The 20,761-nt window shown below is 40.0% G+C and carries 20 protein-coding genes; 18 read left to right on the top strand and 2 right to left on the bottom strand.

Annotated features, from left to right (window positions below; genetic code table 11):
- Positions 1-224: 224 nt before the first annotated feature.
- Together ABN217_RS12665 and mdtD are read left to right on the top strand one after the other, a co-directional pair.
- Positions 225-911, top strand: coding sequence for a FadR/GntR family transcriptional regulator (locus ABN217_RS12665; protein ID WP_349459481.1), 687 nt, complete (start codon positions 225-227; stop codon positions 909-911).
- Positions 912-993: 82 nt separating this feature from the next.
- Positions 994-2,388 carry a multidrug transporter subunit MdtD gene (gene mdtD / locus ABN217_RS12660; protein WP_196554676.1) on the top strand — a complete coding sequence of 465 codons (1,395 nt, stop codon included), beginning with the start codon at positions 994-996 and terminating at the stop codon, positions 2,386-2,388.
- 71 nt (positions 2,389-2,459) lie between these two features.
- Here mdtD and rbsK read toward each other — a convergent pair whose 3' ends face one another.
- Entirely contained in the window at positions 2,460-3,392 is a 933-nt protein-coding gene (gene rbsK, locus ABN217_RS12655) for a ribokinase (RefSeq protein ID WP_349439556.1), read from the bottom strand.
- 280 nt (positions 3,393-3,672) lie between these two features.
- Here rbsK and ravA point away from each other — a divergent pair, with 280 nt between their 5' ends.
- Together ravA and viaA are read left to right on the top strand one after the other, a co-directional pair.
- Positions 3,673-5,172: an ATPase RavA gene (gene ravA / locus ABN217_RS12650; RefSeq protein WP_349439558.1), complete on the top strand. Its 1,500-nt coding sequence runs from the start codon at positions 3,673-3,675 to the stop codon at positions 5,170-5,172.
- A 7-nt stretch (positions 5,173-5,179) separates the two neighbouring features.
- Entirely contained in the window at positions 5,180-6,637 is a 1,458-nt protein-coding gene (gene viaA, locus ABN217_RS12645) for an ATPase RavA stimulator ViaA (RefSeq protein ID WP_196554673.1), read from the top strand.
- Here the strand turns inward: viaA and asnA are convergent, their stop codons facing one another.
- A complete protein-coding gene (asnA, locus tag ABN217_RS12640; protein WP_109399003.1) occupies positions 6,638-7,630 on the bottom strand; it encodes an aspartate--ammonia ligase in 993 nt (330 codons plus the stop codon).
- 159 nt (positions 7,631-7,789) lie between these two features.
- On the opposite strand from asnA, the gene asnC reads away from it, so the two are divergent.
- The 14 genes from asnC to glmU all read left to right on the top strand — a co-directional run bounded on the left by asnC (position 7,790) and on the right by glmU (position 20,760).
- Positions 7,790-8,251, top strand: coding sequence for a transcriptional regulator AsnC (gene asnC, locus ABN217_RS12635; RefSeq protein ID WP_069367404.1), 462 nt, complete (start codon positions 7,790-7,792; stop codon positions 8,249-8,251).
- A gap of 100 nt (positions 8,252-8,351) precedes the next feature.
- A complete protein-coding gene (gene mioC / locus ABN217_RS12630; RefSeq protein ID WP_196554672.1) occupies positions 8,352-8,792 on the top strand; it encodes an FMN-binding protein MioC in 441 nt (146 codons plus the stop codon).
- Positions 8,793-9,169: 377 nt separating this feature from the next.
- Positions 9,170-11,068, top strand: a complete 1,899-nt coding sequence (gene mnmG, locus ABN217_RS12625; RefSeq protein WP_072071091.1) for a tRNA uridine-5-carboxymethylaminomethyl(34) synthesis enzyme MnmG — start codon at positions 9,170-9,172, stop codon at positions 11,066-11,068.
- Positions 11,065-11,691 (top strand): 16S rRNA (guanine(527)-N(7))-methyltransferase RsmG, encoded by a 627-nt coding sequence (rsmG, locus tag ABN217_RS12620; RefSeq protein ID WP_349439560.1) that lies wholly within the window; start codon positions 11,065-11,067, stop codon positions 11,689-11,691. Before mnmG ends, rsmG begins: the two co-directional genes overlap by 4 nt.
- Before the next feature lie 613 nt (positions 11,692-12,304).
- Positions 12,305-12,682 (top strand): F0F1 ATP synthase subunit I, encoded by a 378-nt coding sequence (gene atpI, locus ABN217_RS12615; protein WP_115351345.1) that lies wholly within the window; start codon positions 12,305-12,307, stop codon positions 12,680-12,682.
- Between the two features lie 31 nt (positions 12,683-12,713).
- Positions 12,714-13,538 carry a F0F1 ATP synthase subunit A gene (atpB, locus tag ABN217_RS12610; protein ID WP_072071088.1) on the top strand — a complete coding sequence of 275 codons (825 nt, stop codon included), beginning with the start codon at positions 12,714-12,716 and terminating at the stop codon, positions 13,536-13,538.
- A gap of 45 nt (positions 13,539-13,583) precedes the next feature.
- Complete coding sequence (atpE, locus tag ABN217_RS12605) at positions 13,584-13,823, top strand: F0F1 ATP synthase subunit C (RefSeq protein WP_004246596.1); 240 nt, start codon at positions 13,584-13,586, stop codon at positions 13,821-13,823.
- Between the two features lie 61 nt (positions 13,824-13,884).
- Positions 13,885-14,355 (top strand): F0F1 ATP synthase subunit B, encoded by a 471-nt coding sequence (atpF, locus tag ABN217_RS12600; protein ID WP_072071087.1) that lies wholly within the window; start codon positions 13,885-13,887, stop codon positions 14,353-14,355.
- Positions 14,356-14,367: 12 nt separating this feature from the next.
- Positions 14,368-14,901: a F0F1 ATP synthase subunit delta gene (gene atpH, locus ABN217_RS12595; protein ID WP_072071086.1), complete on the top strand. Its 534-nt coding sequence runs from the start codon at positions 14,368-14,370 to the stop codon at positions 14,899-14,901.
- A gap of 14 nt (positions 14,902-14,915) precedes the next feature.
- The gene (gene atpA / locus ABN217_RS12590; RefSeq protein ID WP_109410108.1) at positions 14,916-16,457 is read left to right on the top strand and encodes a F0F1 ATP synthase subunit alpha; all 1,542 of its coding nucleotides are present in this window, start codon (positions 14,916-14,918) and stop codon (positions 16,455-16,457) included.
- Positions 16,458-16,515: 58 nt separating this feature from the next.
- A complete protein-coding gene (atpG, locus tag ABN217_RS12585) occupies positions 16,516-17,379 on the top strand; it encodes a F0F1 ATP synthase subunit gamma (RefSeq protein WP_036933511.1) in 864 nt (287 codons plus the stop codon).
- A 34-nt stretch (positions 17,380-17,413) separates the two neighbouring features.
- Positions 17,414-18,796: a F0F1 ATP synthase subunit beta gene (gene atpD, locus ABN217_RS12580; protein WP_023583323.1), complete on the top strand. Its 1,383-nt coding sequence runs from the start codon at positions 17,414-17,416 to the stop codon at positions 18,794-18,796.
- Positions 18,797-18,817: 21 nt separating this feature from the next.
- Complete coding sequence (locus ABN217_RS12575; RefSeq protein WP_006534340.1) at positions 18,818-19,234, top strand: F0F1 ATP synthase subunit epsilon; 417 nt, start codon at positions 18,818-18,820, stop codon at positions 19,232-19,234.
- 152 nt (positions 19,235-19,386) lie between these two features.
- Positions 19,387-20,760: a bifunctional UDP-N-acetylglucosamine diphosphorylase/glucosamine-1-phosphate N-acetyltransferase GlmU gene (gene glmU, locus ABN217_RS12570; protein ID WP_072071084.1), complete on the top strand. Its 1,374-nt coding sequence runs from the start codon at positions 19,387-19,389 to the stop codon at positions 20,758-20,760.
- The last annotated feature ends 1 nt before the right edge of the window (position 20,761 follow it).

Raw genomic sequence — 20,761 nt, 5'->3', positions numbered from 1 at the left:
CTGCGTGGCTAGTTGTTTGCTCATCGCCGGTCAGTGGATGCGCATTATAGGGAGATCTCGGATTAGCGCAAGTGTTTATTTCAATTTTTTTTCTGTTCGCTTTTTTTTTCAACAAAACAAAGAAAAACGCTCTATTTTTATGCTGATAGCATAAAATCCAAACAGCTTTCTCAAGCTGACTCACGTAAGATAGAAGATAAATTATGGTATAGGTAACCTTTATTATGCAATTTAGCGAACAACGTTCAGCCTCTCAAAAAAACCTTTCTTATATTGTTGCTGAAAAATTGGGTAAACAAATTCTTTCTGGCCATTACGAACCTGAATCTTTGTTACCAGGAGAAATAGAATTAGCAGAATTACTCTCTGTCAGTAGAACCGTTATTCGAGAAGCAATAAAAATGCTTGCAGCAAAAGGGATGCTTTTACCTCGCCCAAGAATAGGCACTCGAGTAACGCCAATGCAGAATTGGAACTTATTAGATAATGATCTTCTTAATTGGTGGATAGACAGTGGTGAATTTAATAAAGTCAGTCACTACTTCCACCATGTTCGTTTAGCCATAGAGCCACAAGCCTGTTATCTAGCCGCCTTTAATGCAACCGAAAGTCAAAAACAGTCTCTTTCTTTATTTGGTAAAGAAATGCAGTTACTTGATGAGAATTTTGACAGACAACATTGGTTAGATATTGATACACAATTTCACTACCTTATTTACCAAGCAAGTGGTAATCCATTTTTTGCTTCTTTTGGTTCGTTGTTCCTTTCTGCTTATAAAAAGTATTTCGACCTTATTGTGGGGAATGAAACTGTTCAGCCAGAAACACATAACCAAATTGTTCAAGCTATTATTGATGGTGATGGAAATATAGCACGCGACCTCTGTTTAATCTTATTAACGAGTGATTGAATAGTTTTAATACAAAAATTGAAGGTTTTCTGTTTATAATGAAGCGATAATCAAAATATAGAACAAAGACGGTATATGCTTCATGTTGAAATCCGCCAAAAATATGTCTGGGTTGCCTTGGATAGCTGCAATGGCTTTTTTTATGCAGGCTCTCGATGCAACCATTCTTAATACGGCATTACCTGATATAGCCAAGAGTCTTAATCACTCACCTCTCGCCATGCAATCGGCTGTTATTAGCTACACATTAACTGTGGCATTATTAATTCCCGTTAGTGGGTGGCTAGCTGACAGATTTGGAACTCGCCAAATTTTTATTATTGCGGTTTCTTTATTTTCTGCTGGCTCTTTATTATGTGCACTTTCTCCGAACCTCTCTTTTCTTGTTATTTCACGAATTATACAAGGAATCGGTGGAGCAATGATGATGCCAGTTGCACGCCTTGCTTTATTAAGAGCCTATCCACGTAGTGAATTATTGCCCATTCTAAATTTTGTTACTATGCCTGGATTGGTAGGCCCCATAGTAGGGCCTCTTTTAGGGGGGATTTTAGTTACTTATGCCTCTTGGCATTGGATATTTATAATAAATATCCCTATTGGCCTATTAGGTATTTTCTATGCGATAAAGCATATGCCTAATTTTATTATGCCAAAACGTAAATTCGATTTACTGGGTTTTATTTTCTTTGGCTTTGGTTTAGTGATGCTTTCAGTTAGTCTTGATCTTTTTGGTGATAAAAATATCTCTCGCTATATTCCTATAGCCGTTATTTTAGGTGGTTTTTCTCTACTTGGTTTATATATTAATCATGCAAGACGCCACCAGCAGCCTCTGATCCCATTAAATATTTTTAAAACACGGACCTTCTCTGTAGGAATTGCAGGTAACATTGCAACAAGGCTAGGAACTGGCTGTATTCCTTTTTTAATGCCACTTATGTTACAAGTTGGCTTTGGCTACCCTGCAATTGTTTCCGGTATGATGCTAGCACCAATGGCTCTGGGCTCTATTTTAGCAAAATCATTTGTCACAAAGATCTTAGTAAAATTTAGCTATCGCCGAACGCTCTTTGCTATCACTATTATTATTGGTTTGATGATTACTCAATTTTCACTTCAATCTCCAGACATGTCTATTTACTATCTTGTTATCCCACTCTTTTTATTAGGTGTGGTAATGTCGATACAATTTACATCGATGAATACAATTTCATTGGCTGACTTAACAGATAATAATGCAAGTTCAGGAAATAGTGTTTTAGCTGTTACTCAACAGCTGGCTATTAGTTTTGGTATTGCTGTCAGTGCGTCTATCTTAGGATATTTTGATACTGAAAACGTTGGCACTACTATTGATAACTTCCACTATACTTTTATTACGGTAGGTATTATTACATTACTGTCCTCCTTCGTATTTTTACTCCTCGATAAACATGATGGCGATAACCTAACGAATAAAAAGAAAAATAACTAATTACTTTATTCAGATTAAAAGAGAAAAGAGAGCTTAAGCTCTCTTTTTATTTCTTCTTTATATAGAGAAGATCATGATAATGATGCAGACAAAAAAGCATCTACTTCATGACGCCAAGGTACAGAAGGCTGAGCGCCAGAACGAGTCACGGCAATTGCAGCAGCAGCATGAGCAAATGTTATGGCTGACATCATAGGCTGCCCTTCCAATAAGGCTGTTATTAAAGCACCATTAAAAGTATCACCAGCAGCAATAGTATCTACTGCTTTCACTTTAAAAGCAGGAACAATACATCCCTTATTATTTTGCTCGCTAACCCAAACACCACGACTACCTAATGTAATAAGAACTGTTTTAATGCCTTTATTATGCAAAACCTCAGCGGCTTGCTGTGCACTTTTATCATCAATGACTTTAATTCCAGTCAAATATTCAGTTTCTGTTTCATTTGGTGTAATAACATCAACCAGTGACAGTAATTCATCAGGTAGTGCTTGAGCAGGCGCTGGATTTAATATTACCTGCACATTTTCTTGTTTCGCCATTTCAGCCGCCTTCAATACCGAATCAAGCGGTGACTCTAATTGCATTAATAGTGCATCGGCTTCTTTTATAATACGGCTATGACGTTGCACATAATGCGGATCTAACCGACCATTAGCTCCAGCATGAATACCAATAACATTTTCACCATGCCGATTAACAAAAATCAGGGCAACGCCTGTTGCTTCATCATCAATTAACTCAATACTATGAGTTTTAATGTTATCAGTAATTAATTGAGCCTTAGCTTTTTGACCAATATCATCATTTCCCAAACAAGCTAAAAATGAAATATTCGCACCACAACGCCCAGCAGCTACTGCTTGATTAGCTCCTTTACCGCCGAATACCATTTGAAATTGATTACCTGAAATGGTTTCACCAGGAAGCGGAAAATGGGCAACATTAAGAATATGATCAGCATTAACACTACCTAAAATCACAAGTTTCTTCGCTTCCATGATTTTTCCTTACTCTCAATAATAAATTCTAAATACACTGAATAAATAACATGCAATATTTTAAACCGATCATCTCAGCAACATTAATGAAAAAACGTGATCACCATCGAAACGTTTCGCTAGAAAAACAAAAAAGAACCAAAAATAAGCAGTAGGAAGCTGAATCGATTTTTGTTATAAACAAATTGTGTGCTAATAGAATGTTTGACTATATGTCAGCAATCCTTTTCTGATATTTTCGGGGAATAATGAAAATAAGTACCCACTATTAGGAGTGTTTATGCAGCTAGCAGAACGGATTTCACAACTTAGCCAATACCTTGAGACTGGGCTTTATGAACGACAGTCTGCAATCCGTCTTTGTTTACTTGCGGCACTGAGTGGTGAAAGTGTTTTTTTACTTGGTCCTCCTGGAATTGCTAAAAGCTTAATAGCAAGAAGGATGAAAGAAGCATTTAAAGAGGCAAAAGCGTTTGAATATTTAATGACACGTTTTTCCACTCCTGAAGAAATTTTTGGTCCTTTATCTATTCAAGCCTTAAAAGATGAAGGTAAATACCAACGTTTAGTTGATGGCTATTTACCCGATGCCGAAGTGGTCTTTCTTGATGAAATATGGAAAGCAGGACCTGCTATTCTAAATACGTTATTAACAGCAATAAATGAACGTAAATTTAGAAATGGGGAAACTGAAGTCAGCATCCCAATGCGCTTATTAGTTTCAGCCTCGAATGAATTACCTGATTCAGATAGTAGCCTTGAAGCGCTTTATGACCGAATGCTTATCCGTATTTGGCTAACAAAAGTACAAGATAAGAAAAACTTTCGTGCTTTACTCATTAATAAAGAAGTTGGTTTTTTTCATATTCCGGCTCATCTTCAAATTACTACAGAAGAATTTTCACGCTGGCAATCAGAATTAGAAAAAATCACATTAGATGACCATTTATTCGATTTAATTTATCAACTTCGCGAGTCTTTAGATAAAAGTGATGCTGCTCCTTATGTTTCTGATAGACGTTGGAAAAAAGCAGTTCGTCTTTTACAAGCCAGCGCATTCTTCAATGGTCGCAGTGTTATTTCTCCATTAGATCTTATTTTATTAAAAGATTGTCTTTGGCACGATCAAGCATCATTTGCGTTATTAGATAAACTGTTACACAGTCTTTTAACAGAACAAGCTTACCACCAGCTAGAATTGATCAGAAAAACAGAGGAGTTGTGGGCTGAGTGGATGCAATCAACGAGAAGTAAACAAGATCAGCAAGCTTTTCGTTTTGAAAAACAAAGTGGAATGTTTGGCCGTAATGTTCATTTTAATCTGCCAGAAAAAATACGGGCAGATAAATACACACTGTTTTTACATATCCCACTGCATATACACAGTATTCAAGTTAACTTTATTACTATCGAGCAAAAATCATTAGAAAACTTCTTGGCAAAAGGGGATGAGTTATTAGCGCGTTTAAATGGTATTGGCTTCCCTCAATCAATTAATGCACAAATTCGTCAAGATGGTGTATTAGAAATTTTAGATGTAAGCCGACGCACAACCTCTCTTTACCAACAAAAAGAAACAGCACCTACACCCTTAATTGATAATAACAAAGAGTGGCAAGATAAATTAAAAGATCTGGCTCAAGAAATTTATGGTGAGCAGGAAAAATTTAATCATCATCAACCAAATTTATTTATTGATAATGATTGGCTTATTTCCATAGAACAAAGTTTTGTTCAGCTTAATGAAAAATTGTCGCAATTAAAAAGCCAAATAAAGTGATGAGATTATGCTGACACTTTCAACATTAGATATGCTTTTAGCTATAAATGAAGGGCAACTTATCGAAGAAGTTATTATTGCTATATTAGCCTCTCCTCAATTAGCTGTTTTTTTTGAAAAGCACCCAAGATTAAAGAAAGCATTACTTAAAGATATCCATCAATGGAAAAAAAGCCTACAACAAAGAGTTAAAGAGACATTAGTGCCCACTATGATTGCTGATGAATTTGCTCTTTACCAACAAACGCAGTCATTAGGTAATGCGATATTTAATCAGCAAGTTGAACACATCCTTGCTGAATTAAATAAATTAGATTCCTCTTTTATCGAAGAAGCTTCTCAGCTTATCAAAACAAACAAACCGTTTTCTCCTGCTCAGCAAGCTTTGTTTATCCAACACTGGCGAATAAGTTTAATTTTCCAAGTCACGGCATTACACAAAGCCTTATTTGATCAAGAACAAGAGCAACTTCTTGCTGAGCTTCAGGAACGTTTAGCGCTAAGTGGAAGCTTAAGTAATACATTTTCAGAAAATGAGCGTGCAGCAGGGCGTTTATGGGATATGAGTAAAGGTGTTTTAACAAAAACCCCTTTCGATGAGAAAATTATTCAGCGTTATAGCGATTTTCTCGATCAACAACCTGAATTACACAAACTCGCAAGTTTGCTAGGTCGTAGCAAAACAGCCAAATCTCTTCCTGAAGAGAGTGTTATTTTTGAACCTGTCACTATTGTTGAAAAAGCACCTGATACGACACCGGAGCAAGTCAACGGAATAGGACTCAGTGATGATATCTTACGCTTACTTCCCGCTGAGCTCGCCTTGTTAGGCATTAATGAAATTGAGTATGAGTTTTATAGAAAGCTGGTGGAAAAACAACTTAATACTTACCGATTACAAGGTGATAATTGGCAAGAGCGTACTGTCTTACGTCCAATAACTCATCATCACGATGAAGAAAGACCTAGAGGGCCTTTTATAGTGTGTATTGATACATCAGGTTCAATGGGAGGTTTTAATGAACAGTGCGCAAAAGCTTTTGGATTAGCATTAATGAAAATAGCACTTGCAGACAATCGCTCGTGTCATGTGATGTTATTTTCAACGGAAACGGTTCATTACCAGTTATCCTCATCTAACGGTCTACAAGAGCTTATCAAATTTTTAAATCAATCATTTAGAGGGGGTACGGATTTAAGTACATGTTTGGATGATGTTGCAGAAAAACTAAATAGCCCAGCATGGAAAGATGCTGATGCTGTTGTTATTTCTGACTTTGTCGCCCAAAGGTTACCCGAAAACCTAATCAACAAAATCAAAAAAAGCCAACAGCAACAGCACAATCGCTTCCATGCGGTTACTCTATCCAATTACGGTAAACCCAGTATCATGAAAATCTTTGACCATATATGGCGTTTTGATACTGGATTAAAAAGTCGCTTACTTCGACGCTGGCGCCAATAATTACAACATATCAGCGAAAGCTAAACGGGTGTCTTTTTCCCACACACCGCACTGTACTTGACCAATATGCTCTTTTTGCAGAAGTAGCATTACTAAACGTGATTGGCCAATACCCCCCCCAATAGTTTGTGGCATATCGCCATGCATTAATGCTTTGTGCCAATCAAGCTCTAGGCGCTTAGTATCATCGGTTAATGTTAACTGACGCATTAATGTTTCAGGATCGACACGGATACCCATTGATGACAACTCAAATGCATCTTGTAATACTGGGTTCCAGACTAAAATGTCACCGTTTAAACCTTCAAATCCATCTTCGTTTGGTGTCGTCCAGTCATCATAATCAGGTGCTCTGACATCATGAGATTCGCCACTTGAAAGTTTTCCACCAATACCAATTAAGAAAACGGCGCCATATTCTTTTGCTATCGCTTTTTCACGGCCTTTAGCATCAAGGTCAGGATAACGGCGCAATAACTCTTCAGTGTGGATAAATTGAATTTGATCTGGCAGGAACGGTACCAGACCAAATTCTTCGCTGACGGCTTTTTCAGTTTCTTTTATTGCCTGATAAATTTTACCCACTGTCTGCTTAAGGTAAGGAACAGTACGATCCTTAGCTTCCATCACTTTTTCCCAGTCCCACTGATCAACATAGACAGAGTGGATCTGAGTTAAGCGATCTTCGTCTGGTCGCAACGCTTTCATATGTGTATAAAGACCCTGACCAGAACTAAATCCAAAACGACCTAATGTTTTACGTTTCCATTTTGCTAATGAATGGACAACTTCAAAAGTAGAATCTGGTAAAGATTTGACTTTAACTTGTACCGCCTTCTCATGCCCAGATAAGTTATCTTGAGTTCCATCACCAAGGCGACTTAAGATCGGTCCTTGAACTTCAATCAGTCCTAATTCTTTTTCCAGCAGACGAGAAAAATATGATTTAACAAAGCTAATTTGCTGTTGAGTCTGGATGAATGATTTTTCCATTTTTATATCCCTAGTGGTGATGTCGTGTTTCGCTGATATAGATTAAGCAACAAAACAGGTACTAAATTCAATATACTTCATTAAAAATAGCCTTGCTTGTTTTAAATCGTTAAAAATAGCGCTATAAAAATGTATTATCGTTAAAAACAGGAGGAATTTATGGACAATATTTATCAGATCGATAATCTCGATCGTGACATACTTCACGCATTAATGGCCAATGCAAGAACACCTTACGCTGAATTAGCCAAAAAATTCGAAGTAAGCCCGGGCACAATCCATGTCCGAGTAGAGAAAATGAAGCAAGCGGGAATTATTACGGGAACACGTGTTGATATCAGTGCAAAGCAATTAGGTTTTGATGTCTGTTGCTTTATTGGCATCATTTTAAAGAGTGCAAAAGACTACCATACAGCATTAGATAAGTTAGATAAGTTAGATGAAGTCGTAGAGGTGTACTACACAACAGGACAATACAGCATTTTTATTAAGGTAATGTGTAAAAGTATAGAAGCACTACAAGACGTACTTATCAACAAAATTCAGACAATTGATGAAATTCAATCAACAGAAACATTGATCTCACTGCAAAACCCGATAATAAGGACGATCAAGCCATAAGGGTTAATTCTTATTTTTTTTTATAACCACATTATCCACAGGTAGATCCCAAGTGATTCACAGCGTACAATAGCGCGTCTTGAACATAAGGAGATCATTAATGAAAAAAGTCACTCTAATTAGTGGCAGTACCATGGGTAGTGCTGAATATGTAGCAGAACACCTTGCAGAGATCTTATCTGAAGAAGGTTTTGAGACAGATTTACACCATGGCCCTTCACTTAATGATCTTCCCAATGAAGGGATCTGGCTGGTGGTGACTTCCACGCATGGTGCAGGTGATATTCCTGACAACCTACAGCCTTTTGCTGATGAGATTTCGGCGAACTCTATTGATCTAAGCAATGTCTCTTTTGGTGCGATCGGCATAGGAAGTAGTGAATATGACACTTTCTGTGGTGCGATCAGGACATTGGATCAAAAATTAATAGAAAAAGGAGCTACTCGCCTTGGTGATCGCCTCGAAATTGATATTCAAAAATATGACATTCCGGAAGATCCAGCTGAAGAATGGATAGCTTCTTGGAAAAATTTACTTTAATTTGAACAAAAAAACAGCAAACGAATGTGGATAACTCTGCTTAAAAGCAGGGGTTAACCCGTAGTTATCCATTGTATAAGCCTCTATCAAGAAATGACCTGTGTATAACTCGTCATTTTGATCCCAGCTTATCAGCAGATAGATCACGGATCATTCACAGTATATGATCCTTTACACTTTTATGATCTTTAAATAGAAAATCCACTTATCCACAGAGGATCGCTTCCTTAATAAAAGATCTAATAAAGAGATCTTTAAATAAAAAGATCTTTAAATAATTACCTGCGGATCAGCTCGCTTGTATCTGTCAAAAAGTTGAGTAGAATTCGTTTTCCCAATGCAACACATTCAGCATTCGTAACATTTAAGGTTCACACATGTTTTATCCAGAACACTTTGACGTCATTGTCATCGGTGGTGGTCACGCCGGTACAGAAGCCGCTATGGCTGCAGCTCGTATGGGGCGTCAAACCCTATTACTGACCCACAATATTGATACTTTGGGCCAAATGTCTTGTAACCCAGCTATTGGTGGGATTGGTAAAGGGCATCTGGTAAAAGAGATCGATGCCATGGGTGGATTAATGGCAACTGCCATTGACCATGCCGGTATTCAATTTAGAACCCTTAACGCAAGTAAGGGACCTGCTGTAAGAGCAACAAGAGCACAAGCAGACCGTGTTCTTTACCGCCAAGCTGTTCGTACCACACTTGAAAATCAACCTAATTTGATGATCTTCCAACAACCAGTAGAAGATCTGATTGTTGAAAATGACCAAGTAACGGGTGCAGTTACTCGTATGGGATTAAAATTCCGTGCTAAATCAGTAGTTTTAACTGTAGGAACTTTCCTTGATGGAAAAATTCACATTGGCTTAGAAAACTACAGTGGTGGTCGTGCAGGAGATCCTCCTTCAGTTTCACTATCACACCGATTACGCGAATTACCTTTACGTGTTGGTCGCTTAAAAACAGGAACACCACCTCGTATAGATGCTAGAACTATTGATTTTAGCCAATTGGCTGTTCAGCTAGGCGATACACCTATGCCTGTTTTCTCGTTTTTAGGTAATGTGGATCAGCACCCAGAGCAAATGCCTTGCCATATCACATATACTAACGAAAAAACCCACGACGTTATCCGTAATAACCTCGATCGTAGCCCAATGTATGCAGGGGTCATCGAAGGAATAGGGCCTCGTTATTGCCCATCTATTGAAGATAAGGTGATGCGATTTGCTGATCGTAATTCACATCAGATCTTTTTAGAGCCAGAAGGCTTAACCAGTAACGAGATTTACCCAAATGGTATTTCAACAAGTTTACCTTTTGATGTTCAAATGCAAATTGTAAATTCCATGAAAGGTATGGAAAACGCGAAGATCATTAGACCAGGTTATGCCATTGAATATGACTTCTTCGATCCAAGAGATCTAAAACAGACTCTAGAAAGCAAATTTATCAACGGGTTATTTTTTGCAGGCCAAATTAACGGTACAACCGGTTATGAAGAAGCTGCTGCTCAAGGTATGCTTGCAGGGCTTAATGCGGCACGTTATGCCTATGATCAAGAAGGTTGGTTCCCACGTCGTGATCAAGCTTACATTGGTGTATTAGTTGATGATCTTTGTACTTTAGGTACAAAAGAGCCATACCGCATGTTTACGTCTCGTGCGGAATATCGTTTGATGTTACGTGAAGATAATGCAGATTTACGCCTGACAGAAATAGCTCGTGAATTAGGCATGGTTGATGATAATCGCTGGGCTCAATTTAGTGAAAAAGTAGAACTTGTTGAAAAAGAACGTCAACGTTTAAGAAATATTTGGGTTCATCCTCAAGCAGATAATCTTTCTGAAATCAATGAATTACTAAATACTCCATTATCTAAAGAAGCTAATGGTGAAGATCTATTACGTCGTCCTGAAATGACGTACGAGATACTGAAAAAAATAGCTCGTTTTGCGCCTGGTATTGACGATTCAAAACCACAAGCAGCAGAGCAAGTTGAGATCCAAGTTAAATACGAAGGTTACATTAATCGTCAACAAGAAGAGATCGAAAAGAAACAGCGTAATGAAAACGCGGCATTACCGATTGATCTCGACTACAAGCAAGTGAGTGGATTATCTAACGAAGTTATTGCCAAGCTTAACGATCATAAACCGACTTCTATCGGTCAAGCATCAAGGATCTCAGGTGTAACACCCGCGGCTATCTCCATTTTATTAGTATGGTTAAAAAAACAAGGCTTATTACGCAGGAGTGCATCATGAGCGACTTACTTAATCGGCTAAAAAAGCTGGCTAAGCAAGCCAATATTGAGCTAACAGATATTCAAGCTGAAAAGCTAACGGGTTACGTGATGATGCTTGATAAGTGGAATAAAGCGTATAACTTGACCTCAGTGAGAGATCCACAGCAAATGCTAATCCGCCATATATTGGATAGTATTGTGGTTAGCCAATACCTTGAAGGTGAAAGATTTATTGATGTAGGTACAGGGCCCGGATTACCGGGTATTCCTTTGGCTATAATGCGCCCCGATCATCACTTTGTCTTATTGGATAGCTTAGGCAAGCGAGTTCGCTTTATGAAGCAAGTTCAACATGAATTAGGGCTTAATAACATCGAGCCTGTTCAATATCGTGTTGAAGAGTACCAACCTGAGAAACCTTTTGATGGTGTTATCAGTCGTGCGTTTGCATCTATGAAAGACATGCTTTCTTGGTGTTCTCATTTGGTGGCTGAAGAACAAGGGGATTTTTACGCATTAAAAGGTCAAATTCATCAAGAAGAGTTGGATGAACTTGCTGATAATGGATTAAAAACACCTAAAAAAGTGATCAGCTTATCCATTCCTGAATTGAATGAACAAAGACATTTGGTGATTATTTAATCAAAAATTACCTGTCTTATTGACCTTTTTTTCATTTTTTGTGCTCTGGCGATAACATTTACAATGTTATCGCCATTTGTTTTATGGGGAATAATAGGAAACATTAAAATTCACTTTAATAAAACAATAAATTAACATTTTATTATCTTTTAAGTTAATTCGCTTTGTAGTCTGAGTTTTTCTTATTTTATTTCCAAAATAAATTAATAATTCTGTGCATTATAAAAAAATTGAATTTATTTAATTGAAAAAGGGTCAATTTTTTTCCAATTGACACTAAATTGTTCATAAAAGGGCAGTTAATTGTTAACTTAGTTATATATTTTATGAAATAAGCTTTATTTATACTTTTATATTTGTGATGTATGTCACGCTATTTATTTTATTCGGCTCTATTATTTTTATTCTTTTTGTCCTTAATCATTTTTCATAAATGGAACCTTGGTAAGAAATTTAAATTAATCTTCACTTTTTCGCTACTTATTGATTGAATTCATTGCCACGCCCCGTATAATTTGCTCGTTTTTGTCACTTGACACTTTATAGCAAAGACAGTTTGATACATCATTCAGTAATACCTTTTACGATAGCTAGTCTGGAGAATACAAACGTCATGTCTGTCTCCCTCTACAACGGGAAAGTTGCACTGAAACTGTTATTTTTGCAGTTTATGACTTTTGTTATTCTCAGTGCGGGTTTCTACTTAAAGAGTACAGACTGGAGTTTTTCGGCTTTTTTGGGCGGAATGGCATGTTGGTTACCCAATATTGCTTTTCTTTTGTTAATGCGCTTACAAAAAGTCAACGAAGAAGAAGCTCCAGTTCGCATAAACTGGCTTTTTGCTTTCAGTGAAGGGTTGAAGGTTATATTATCAATAGCCTTGCTGATTGTTGCTTTAGGAGTGTTTAAAGCGGCATTTGCACCACTGGTCATGACCTACTTAGCGGTGCTTGTTATGCAGGTCGTTGCACCAGCCGTCATTAACGGTTAGCGTTTTTAACAACAAAAGGGTAATTGGCATCATGTCTGCATCAGGAGAAGCATTAACCACTAGAGACTACATAGGTCACCACCTGAATAACCTTCAGTTGGACCTACGTACTTTCGAGTTGGTCAATCCCCATGCTGAAAATGCGCCATCATTCTGGGTGTTAAATATTGACTCACTTTTCTTTTCAGTATTAATGGGAGCATTATTCCTATGGCTGTTTAGAAAAGTAGCAGTAAGAGCAACCAGTGGCGTACCGGGAAAATTCCAGACTGCAGTAGAAATGATCATCGGTTTCGTTGATAGCAGCGTTCGTGATATGTATCACGGAAAGAGCAAGGTCATTGCACCTTTGGCATTGACTGTGTTCGTTTGGGTGCTGTTAATGAATGCCCTGGATTTATTACCAATCGACTTCATCCCTTATATCGGTGAACACATCTTAGGGTTACCAGCGTTACGCATCGTTCCGACTGCGGACGTGAGTATTACTCTTTCGATGGCAATTGGTGTATTTATCCTGATCCTTTTCTATAGCATTAAGATGAAAGGTATAAAAGGGTTTACTAAAGAGCTGACTTTACAGCCTTTTAATCACCCAATTTTTATTCCTGTCAACTTAATCTTGGAAGGGGTAAGCCTGCTATCAAAACCTGTTTCACTCGGTCTTCGACTGTTTGGTAACATGTATGCAGGTGAACTGATCTTTATTCTTATTGCTGGTCTGTTACCGTGGTGGTCACAGTGGTTATTAAGCCTTCCTTGGGCGATATTCCACATACTGATTATTACGTTACAAGCCTTTATTTTCATGGTTCTAACGATTGTTTATCTGTCGATGGCATCTGAAGAACATTAATTATTAACTCTTTGAAGAAATAACTGAAACAAACTGGAGACTGTCATGGAAAACCTGAGTATGGATCTGCTGTACATGGCTGCCGCTATTATGATGGGTTTAGCTGCAATCGGTGCTGCAATCGGTATCGGAATCCTCGGAGGCAAATTTTTAGAAGGTGCTGCTCGTCAGCCTGATCTGATCCCTCTTCTGCGTACACAGTTCTTTATCGTTATGGGTCTGGTTGATGCCATCCCAATGATTGCTGTGGGTCTGGGCCTTTACGTGATGTTTGCTGTTGCCTAATGATGGTAATGAGCAGTAAAAGCATCAAGTTAGTTTATAACCAAGAAAGAGGTATTGTGCTGTGAATTTAAATGCAACAATCCTCGGCCAGGCCGTCGCATTTGTCCTGTTTGTTTTGTTCTGCATGAAATTCGTATGGCCACCAATCATGGCGGCCATTGAAAAACGTCAAAAAGAAATTGCTGACGGTTTATCATCTGCAGAACGAGCTAAAAAGGACTTAGATTTAGCGAAAGCCGATGCAGGCGATCAGCTAGCGAAAGCAAAAGCAGAAGCACAAGCAATCATTGAATCAGCGAATAAACAACGCACTCAAATGATTGAAGAAGCTAAAGCAGAAGCAGAGCAAGAACGTAGTAAGATCGTTGCACAAGCTCAATCCGAACTGGATGCAGAGCGTAAACGTGCTCGTGAAGAACTCCGTAAACAAGTCGCAATGCTGGCTATCGCAGGTGCCGAGAAAATTATTGAACGTTCCGTGGATGAAGCTGCTAATAGCGACATCGTTGATAAACTGGTCGCTGAACTGTAAGGAGGGAGGGGCATGTCTGAAATAGCAACTGTAGCTCGCCCCTACGCCAAAGCAGCTTTTGACTTTGCTGTGGAAAACCAGGCTGTCGATAAATGGCAGGTTATGCTGGCGTTCACCGCTGAAGTAGCACGCAATGAGCAGGTAACCGAATTACTTTCTGGTTCTTTAGCATCAGAAAAACTGGCTAACATCTTCGCTGACCTTTGTGGCGATCAATTAGATGAACATGCTCAGAATTTAATTCGTGTTATGGCTGAGAATGGCCGTTTATCAACGTTGCCTGAAGTATTGAGCCAATTTATTCAATTGCGCGCAGTACTAGAGTCAACGGTTGACGTTGAAGTAACTTCTGCCATTGAGCTAACTAAACAGCAGCTAGCTAACATTTCTGCAGCGATGGAAAATCGTCTATCACGCAAAGTGAAGCTGAATTGCAAAATTGATAAGTCTGTTATCGCAGGCATGATTATACGCGCCGGTGACCTCGTCATCGATGGCAGTATTCGTGGCCGTTTAGAGCGATTAACTGACGTCTTGCAGTCTTAAGGGGACTGGAGCATATGCAACTGAATTCCACTGAAATCAGCGAACTGATCAAGCAGCGCATTGCTCAGTTCAATGTAGTGAGTGAAGCTCACAATGAAGGTACGATTGTTTCCGTCAGTGACGGTATCATTCGTATCCACGGTTTAGCCGAAGTTATGCAGGGTGAGATGATCGCACTGCCGGGTAACCGTTTCGCTATCGCACTGAACTTAGAGCGCGACTCTGTTGGTGCGGTTGTGATGGGTCCTTATGCTGACTTAGCAGAAGGCATGAAAGTTAAATGTACAGGTCGTATTCTGGAAGTACCTGTAGGGCGTGGTCTGCTTGGCCGTGTGGTAAACACACTGGGTGAGCCGATTGATGGTAAAGGCGCTGTAGAGCATGATGGATTCTCACCTGTTGAGATGATTGCTCCTGGTGTTATCGACCGTCAATCAGTTGATCAGCCTGTACAAACAGGTTACAAATCCGTCGATGCCATGATCCCAATCGGTCGTGGTCAGCGTGAGTTGATCATCGGTGACCGTCAAACAGGTAAAACTGCTCTGGCTGTCGATGCGATCATCAACCAACGTGACTCTGGCATTAAATGTATTTATGTCGCTATCGGTCAGAAAGCCTCTACTATTTCGAACGTTGTTCGTAAATTAGAAGAACATGGCGCGTTAGAAAACACCATTGTTGTTGTTGCTTCTGCATCAGAATCAGCAGCTCTACAATACCTAGCTCCTTATTCAGGTTGTGCAATGGGTGAATACTTCCGTGACCGTGGTGAAGATGCCCTGATTATTTATGATGACCTGTCTAAACAGGCTGTCGCATACCGTCAAATTTCACTGTTACTTCGTCGTCCACCAGGACGTGAAGCATATCCAGGTGACGTTTTCTATCTGCACTCCCGTTTACTTGAGCGTGCTGCTCGCGTTAATGCTGAGTACGTAGAAGCATTCACTAATGGTGAAGTTAAAGGTAAAACCGGCTCTCTGACTGCGTTACCAATTATCGAAACGCAAGCAGGGGACGTTTCTGCATTCGTTCCTACGAACGTAATCTCTATTACCGATGGTCAGATCTTCTTAGAATCTAACCTGTTTAACGCAGGTATCCGTCCAGCTGTTAACCCAGGGATCTCCGTATCTCGTGTAGGTGGTGCAGCTCAGACTAAGATTATGAAGAAACTTTCTGGTGGTATCCGTACTGCACTTGCGCAGTATCGTGAGCTGGCAGCATTCTCACAGTTCGCTTCTGATCTGGATGATGCTACCCGTAAACAATTGAACCACGGTCAGAAAGTGACTGAATTGCTGAAACAGAAACAGTACGAACCAATGTCTGTCGCACAACAGTCTTTAGCACTGTATGCAGCAGAACGTGGTTATCTGGAAGATGTTGAAATTTCAAAAGTTGTGCCATTTGAAGCGGCTTTATTAGCTTATGCCTCTCGTGAACATGCTGATTTATTGAAAGAAATCAACCAGACTGGTACTTATAACGAAGAAATCGAAGCGAAGCTGAAAGGCGTGCTAGAAAACTTCAAAGCGACTCAGTCCTGGTAATAACTATTCGGCCTAATAGTTAAACATTAGGCCGTCTGGTTCATGAGGAGAAGCAGAAATGGCCGGCGCAAAAGAGATACGTTCGAAGATCGCCAGTGTGCAAAACACACAGAAGATCACTAAAGCGATGGAGATGGTCGCCGCGTCGAAAATGCGTAAAACGCAGGAACGCATGGCAGCCAGCCGTCCTTATGCAGAAACCATGCGCAGTGTGATTGGTCACCTTGCGTTAGGGAATCTGGAATACAAACATCCATACCTCGAAGAGCGTGAAGTTAAACGTGTCGGGTACCTGGTTGTTTCGACCGACCGTGGTTTGTGTGGTGGTTTGAACATTAACTTGTTCAAAAAACTGCTGGCAGACATGAAAGAGTGGTCTGAAAAAGGTGTACAGGTAGATTTAGCTCTAGTGGGTTCTAAAGCCGCTTCATTCTTCGGCTCTGTGGGCGGAAATGTTGTTGGTCAAGTAACCGGCATGGGCGATGATCCAAAACTGTCAGACCTTATCGGTCCAGTGAATATCATGTTGCAGGCTTATGACGAAGGTCGTTTAGATAAACTGTATGTGGTGGCAAATAAGTTCATCAATACCATGGCTCAAGAGCCTAAAATTCTTCAGGTTTTACCATTACCACCAGGTGATGATGAAGAGCTGAAAGAAAAATCTTGGGATTATCTGTACGAACCTGATCCTAAGGCGTTACTGGATACTTTACTGCGTCGTTATATCGAATCGCAGGTTTACCAGAGCGTCGTAGAGAACTTAGCGAGTGAGCAGGCCGCCCGAATGGTCGCGATGAAAGCCGCTACAGATAACGGTGGTAACCTGATTAAAGAGCTGCAATTGGTGTACAACAAAGCACGTCAAGCAAGCATTACTCAGGAACTTACAGAAATTGTGTCTGGTGCAGCCGCGGTATAACAGCTAGGTTTACGAATTACGTAGAGGATTCAAGATGGCTACTGGAAAGATTGTCCAGGTAATCGGCGCCGTAGTGGACGCCGAATTCCCTCAGGATAGCGTCCCTAAAGTATACGACGCTCTTGAGGTTATGAATGGTAAAGAAAAACTGGTGCTGGAAGTTCAGCAACAGTTAGGCGGTGGTATCGTTCGTTGTATCGCAATGGGTACATCAGACGGTTTAAGCCGTGGCTTAAAAGTTGAAAACTTAGGCCACCCAATTGAAGTACCAGTAGGTAAAGCAACACTAGGACGTATCATGAACGTTCTGGGTACACCTATTGATATGAAAGGTGATATTGCAACAGAAGAACGTTGGTCTATCCACCGTGAAGCACCTACCTACGAAGAGTTATCAAACTCACAAGAACTGCTTGAAACCGGTATCAAAGTAATGGACTTAATCTGTCCGTTTGCTAAAGGTGGTAAAGTCGGTCTGTTCGGTGGTGCGGGTGTTGGTAAAACAGTTAACATGATGGAATTGATCCGTAATATCGCGATCGAGCACTCAGGTTACTCTGTATTTGCTGGTGTTGGTGAGCGTACTCGTGAGGGTAATGACTTCTATCATGAAATGACCGATTCTAACGTTCTTGACAAAGTATCGTTAGTGTATGGTCAGATGAATGAGCCACCTGGAAACCGTCTGCGTGTAGCATTGACTGGTCTGACTATGGCTGAAAAATTCCGTGATGAAGGCCGTGACGTACTGTTATTCGTCGATAACATCTATCGTTACACCTTAGCCGGTACAGAAGTATCTGCACTGTTAGGTCGTATGCCATCAGCGGTAGGTTACCAACCAACATTGGCTGAAGAGATGGGTGTTCTGCAAGAACGTATCACTTCAACCAAAACAGGTTCAATCACCTCTGTACAGGCTGTATACGTACCTGCGGATGACTTAACTGACCCATCACCAGCAACAACGTTTGCTCACTTAGATGCGACAGTTGTACTGAGCCGTCAAATTGCTTCATTAGGTATCTACCCTGCGGTTGACCCACTGGATTCTACCAGTCGTCAGTTAGACCCACTGGTAGTTGGCCAAGAGCACTATGATGTGGCTCGTGGTGTTCAGTCTATCCTGCAACGTTATCAGGAACTGAAAGACATCATCGCTATCTTAGGTATGGATGAACTGTCAGAAGAAGATAAACTGGTTGTTGCGCGTGCGCGTAAGATCCAGCGCTTCCTATCTCAGCCATTCTTCGTTGCTGAAGTATTTACCGGTTCACCAGGTAAGTTCGTTTCCCTGAAAGACACTATCCGTGGCTTTAAAGGCATTCTGAACGGTGATTATGACCACCTGCCAGAGCAGGCGTTCTACATGGTTGGTACTATCGAAGAAGCAGTAGAAAAAGCTAAGAAGCTTTAATACGGCTGACGGGAGGTTGATATGGCCGATACATCGTTCCACCTGAAAGTTGTCAGCGCTGAAAAGCAGTTATATGACGGCGAAGTTAAACGAATTCAGGTAACTGGTAGCGAAGGTGAGCTCGGTATTTATCCGCAGCATACCCCGTTATTAACTGCCATAAAACCGGGCATGGTACGTGTCGTAAAAACATCGGGCGAAGAAGAGGTTATCTACCTTTCAGGTGGTATTCTCGAAGTTCAGCCGACTGGCGTCATTGTACTGGCAGATACAGCTATCCGTGGTCGTGATTTGGATGAAGCGAAAGCGTTGGAATCTAAGCGTAAAGCTGAAGAACACATTCAATCCTCTCATGGTGACGTTGATTATGCTCAAGCATCAGCAGAATTAGCCAAAGCGATTGCGAAATTACGTGTAATCGAATTGACTCGACGTTGATGTAAATAGGCAGTCTATGAATAAAAAAGCCAGTTGGTTCTTAGCTAACTGGCTTTTTTGCGTCATGAAATATTTTGTGTGACGAAATATGTAGTATTATTTGGCATAAACAGGTTTACTTGCCATTCTTTACGGGAGTTATCGGGTTAATTATGTCTAATTCAGCTAAAAGCGTTGTTATTCTTGCTGCGGGAAAAGGCACCCGCATGTATTCACAGTTACCTAAAGTTCTTCATAAACTAGCGGGTAAATCCATGGTTCAACATGTGATTGATACTGCCAAGTCATTAGGTGCTCAACAAACACACCTTGTCTATGGGCATGGTGGTGAACTCATGAAAGAAAAATTAGGTTCACAACCTGTTAATTGGGTACTACAAGCAGAGCAACTAGGAACCGGTCATGCAATGCAACAAGCCGCGCCTTTCTTTGCTGATGATGAAGACATCCTGATGCTTTATGGTGATGTTCCTCTTATAACCAAAGAAACGTTAGAACGTTTAATTGAAGTCAAACCAGAAGGCGGTATTGGTTTATTAACGGTTATTTTAGATAACCCAACCGGTTATGGTCGTATTGTTCGTGAAAATGGCGAAGTTACTGGCATTATCGAACAAAAAGATGCGTCTGAAGAGCAACTCAAAATTAATGAAATCAACACGGGTATTTTAGTAGCCAATGGTGGTGATTTAAAACGTTGGTTAGGTAAACTCGATAATAACAATGCACAAAAAGAGTATTACATTACTGACATTATCGCGTTAGCACATAAAGAAGGTCGTAAAATTGAAACGGCTCATCCTCGTCGCCATAGTGAAATGGAAGGGGTGAATAATCGCTTACAACTAGCAGCATTAGAGCGTATTTACCAAACAGAACAAGCCGAGCGTTTATTATTAGAAGGCGTTATGTTGCTTGATCCTGCGCGCTTTGATTTACGTGGAACATTAACTCATGGTAAAGATGTGGTGATTGATACCAACGTTATCATTGAAGGCAATGTGACGTTGGGAAATAACGTTGAAATTGGTACAGGTTGTGTTCTAAAAAACTGTGTAATTGGTGATAATTCTATTATTAGTCCATATACGGTGATCGAGGATGCAAATTTAGCACAAGAGTGTACTGTTGGCCCATTTGCACGTCTTCGCCCAGGCAGTGAATTAGCAGATAAAGCTCATGTTGGTAATTTTGTTGAGATGAAAAAAGCCAGCTTAGGCGTTGGATCTAAAGCAGGTCATCTGACTTACTTAGGCGATACAGAAGTGGGGGCTAACGTTAATATCGGTGCAGGTACTATCACTTGTAACTACGATGGCGCGAATAAATTCAAAACCATTATTGGTGATGATGTATTTATTGGTTCAGATACCCAATTAGTGGCGCCAGTTACTGTTGCTAATGGTGCTACCATTGGTGCAGGAACAACACTCACTAAAAACGTGAATGAAAACGAATTAGTGATCAGTCGAGTTAAGCAAACTCATATCAGTGGATGGAAACGTCCAGTGAAGAAAAAACAATAAT

It is taken from the genome of Proteus sp. fly-1067 (genome assembly GCF_040139345.1).
GTDB classification, from domain to species: domain Bacteria; phylum Pseudomonadota; class Gammaproteobacteria; order Enterobacterales; family Enterobacteriaceae; genus Proteus; species Proteus vulgaris_B.
This window is presented reverse-complemented; position numbering and strand designations above follow the sequence as displayed.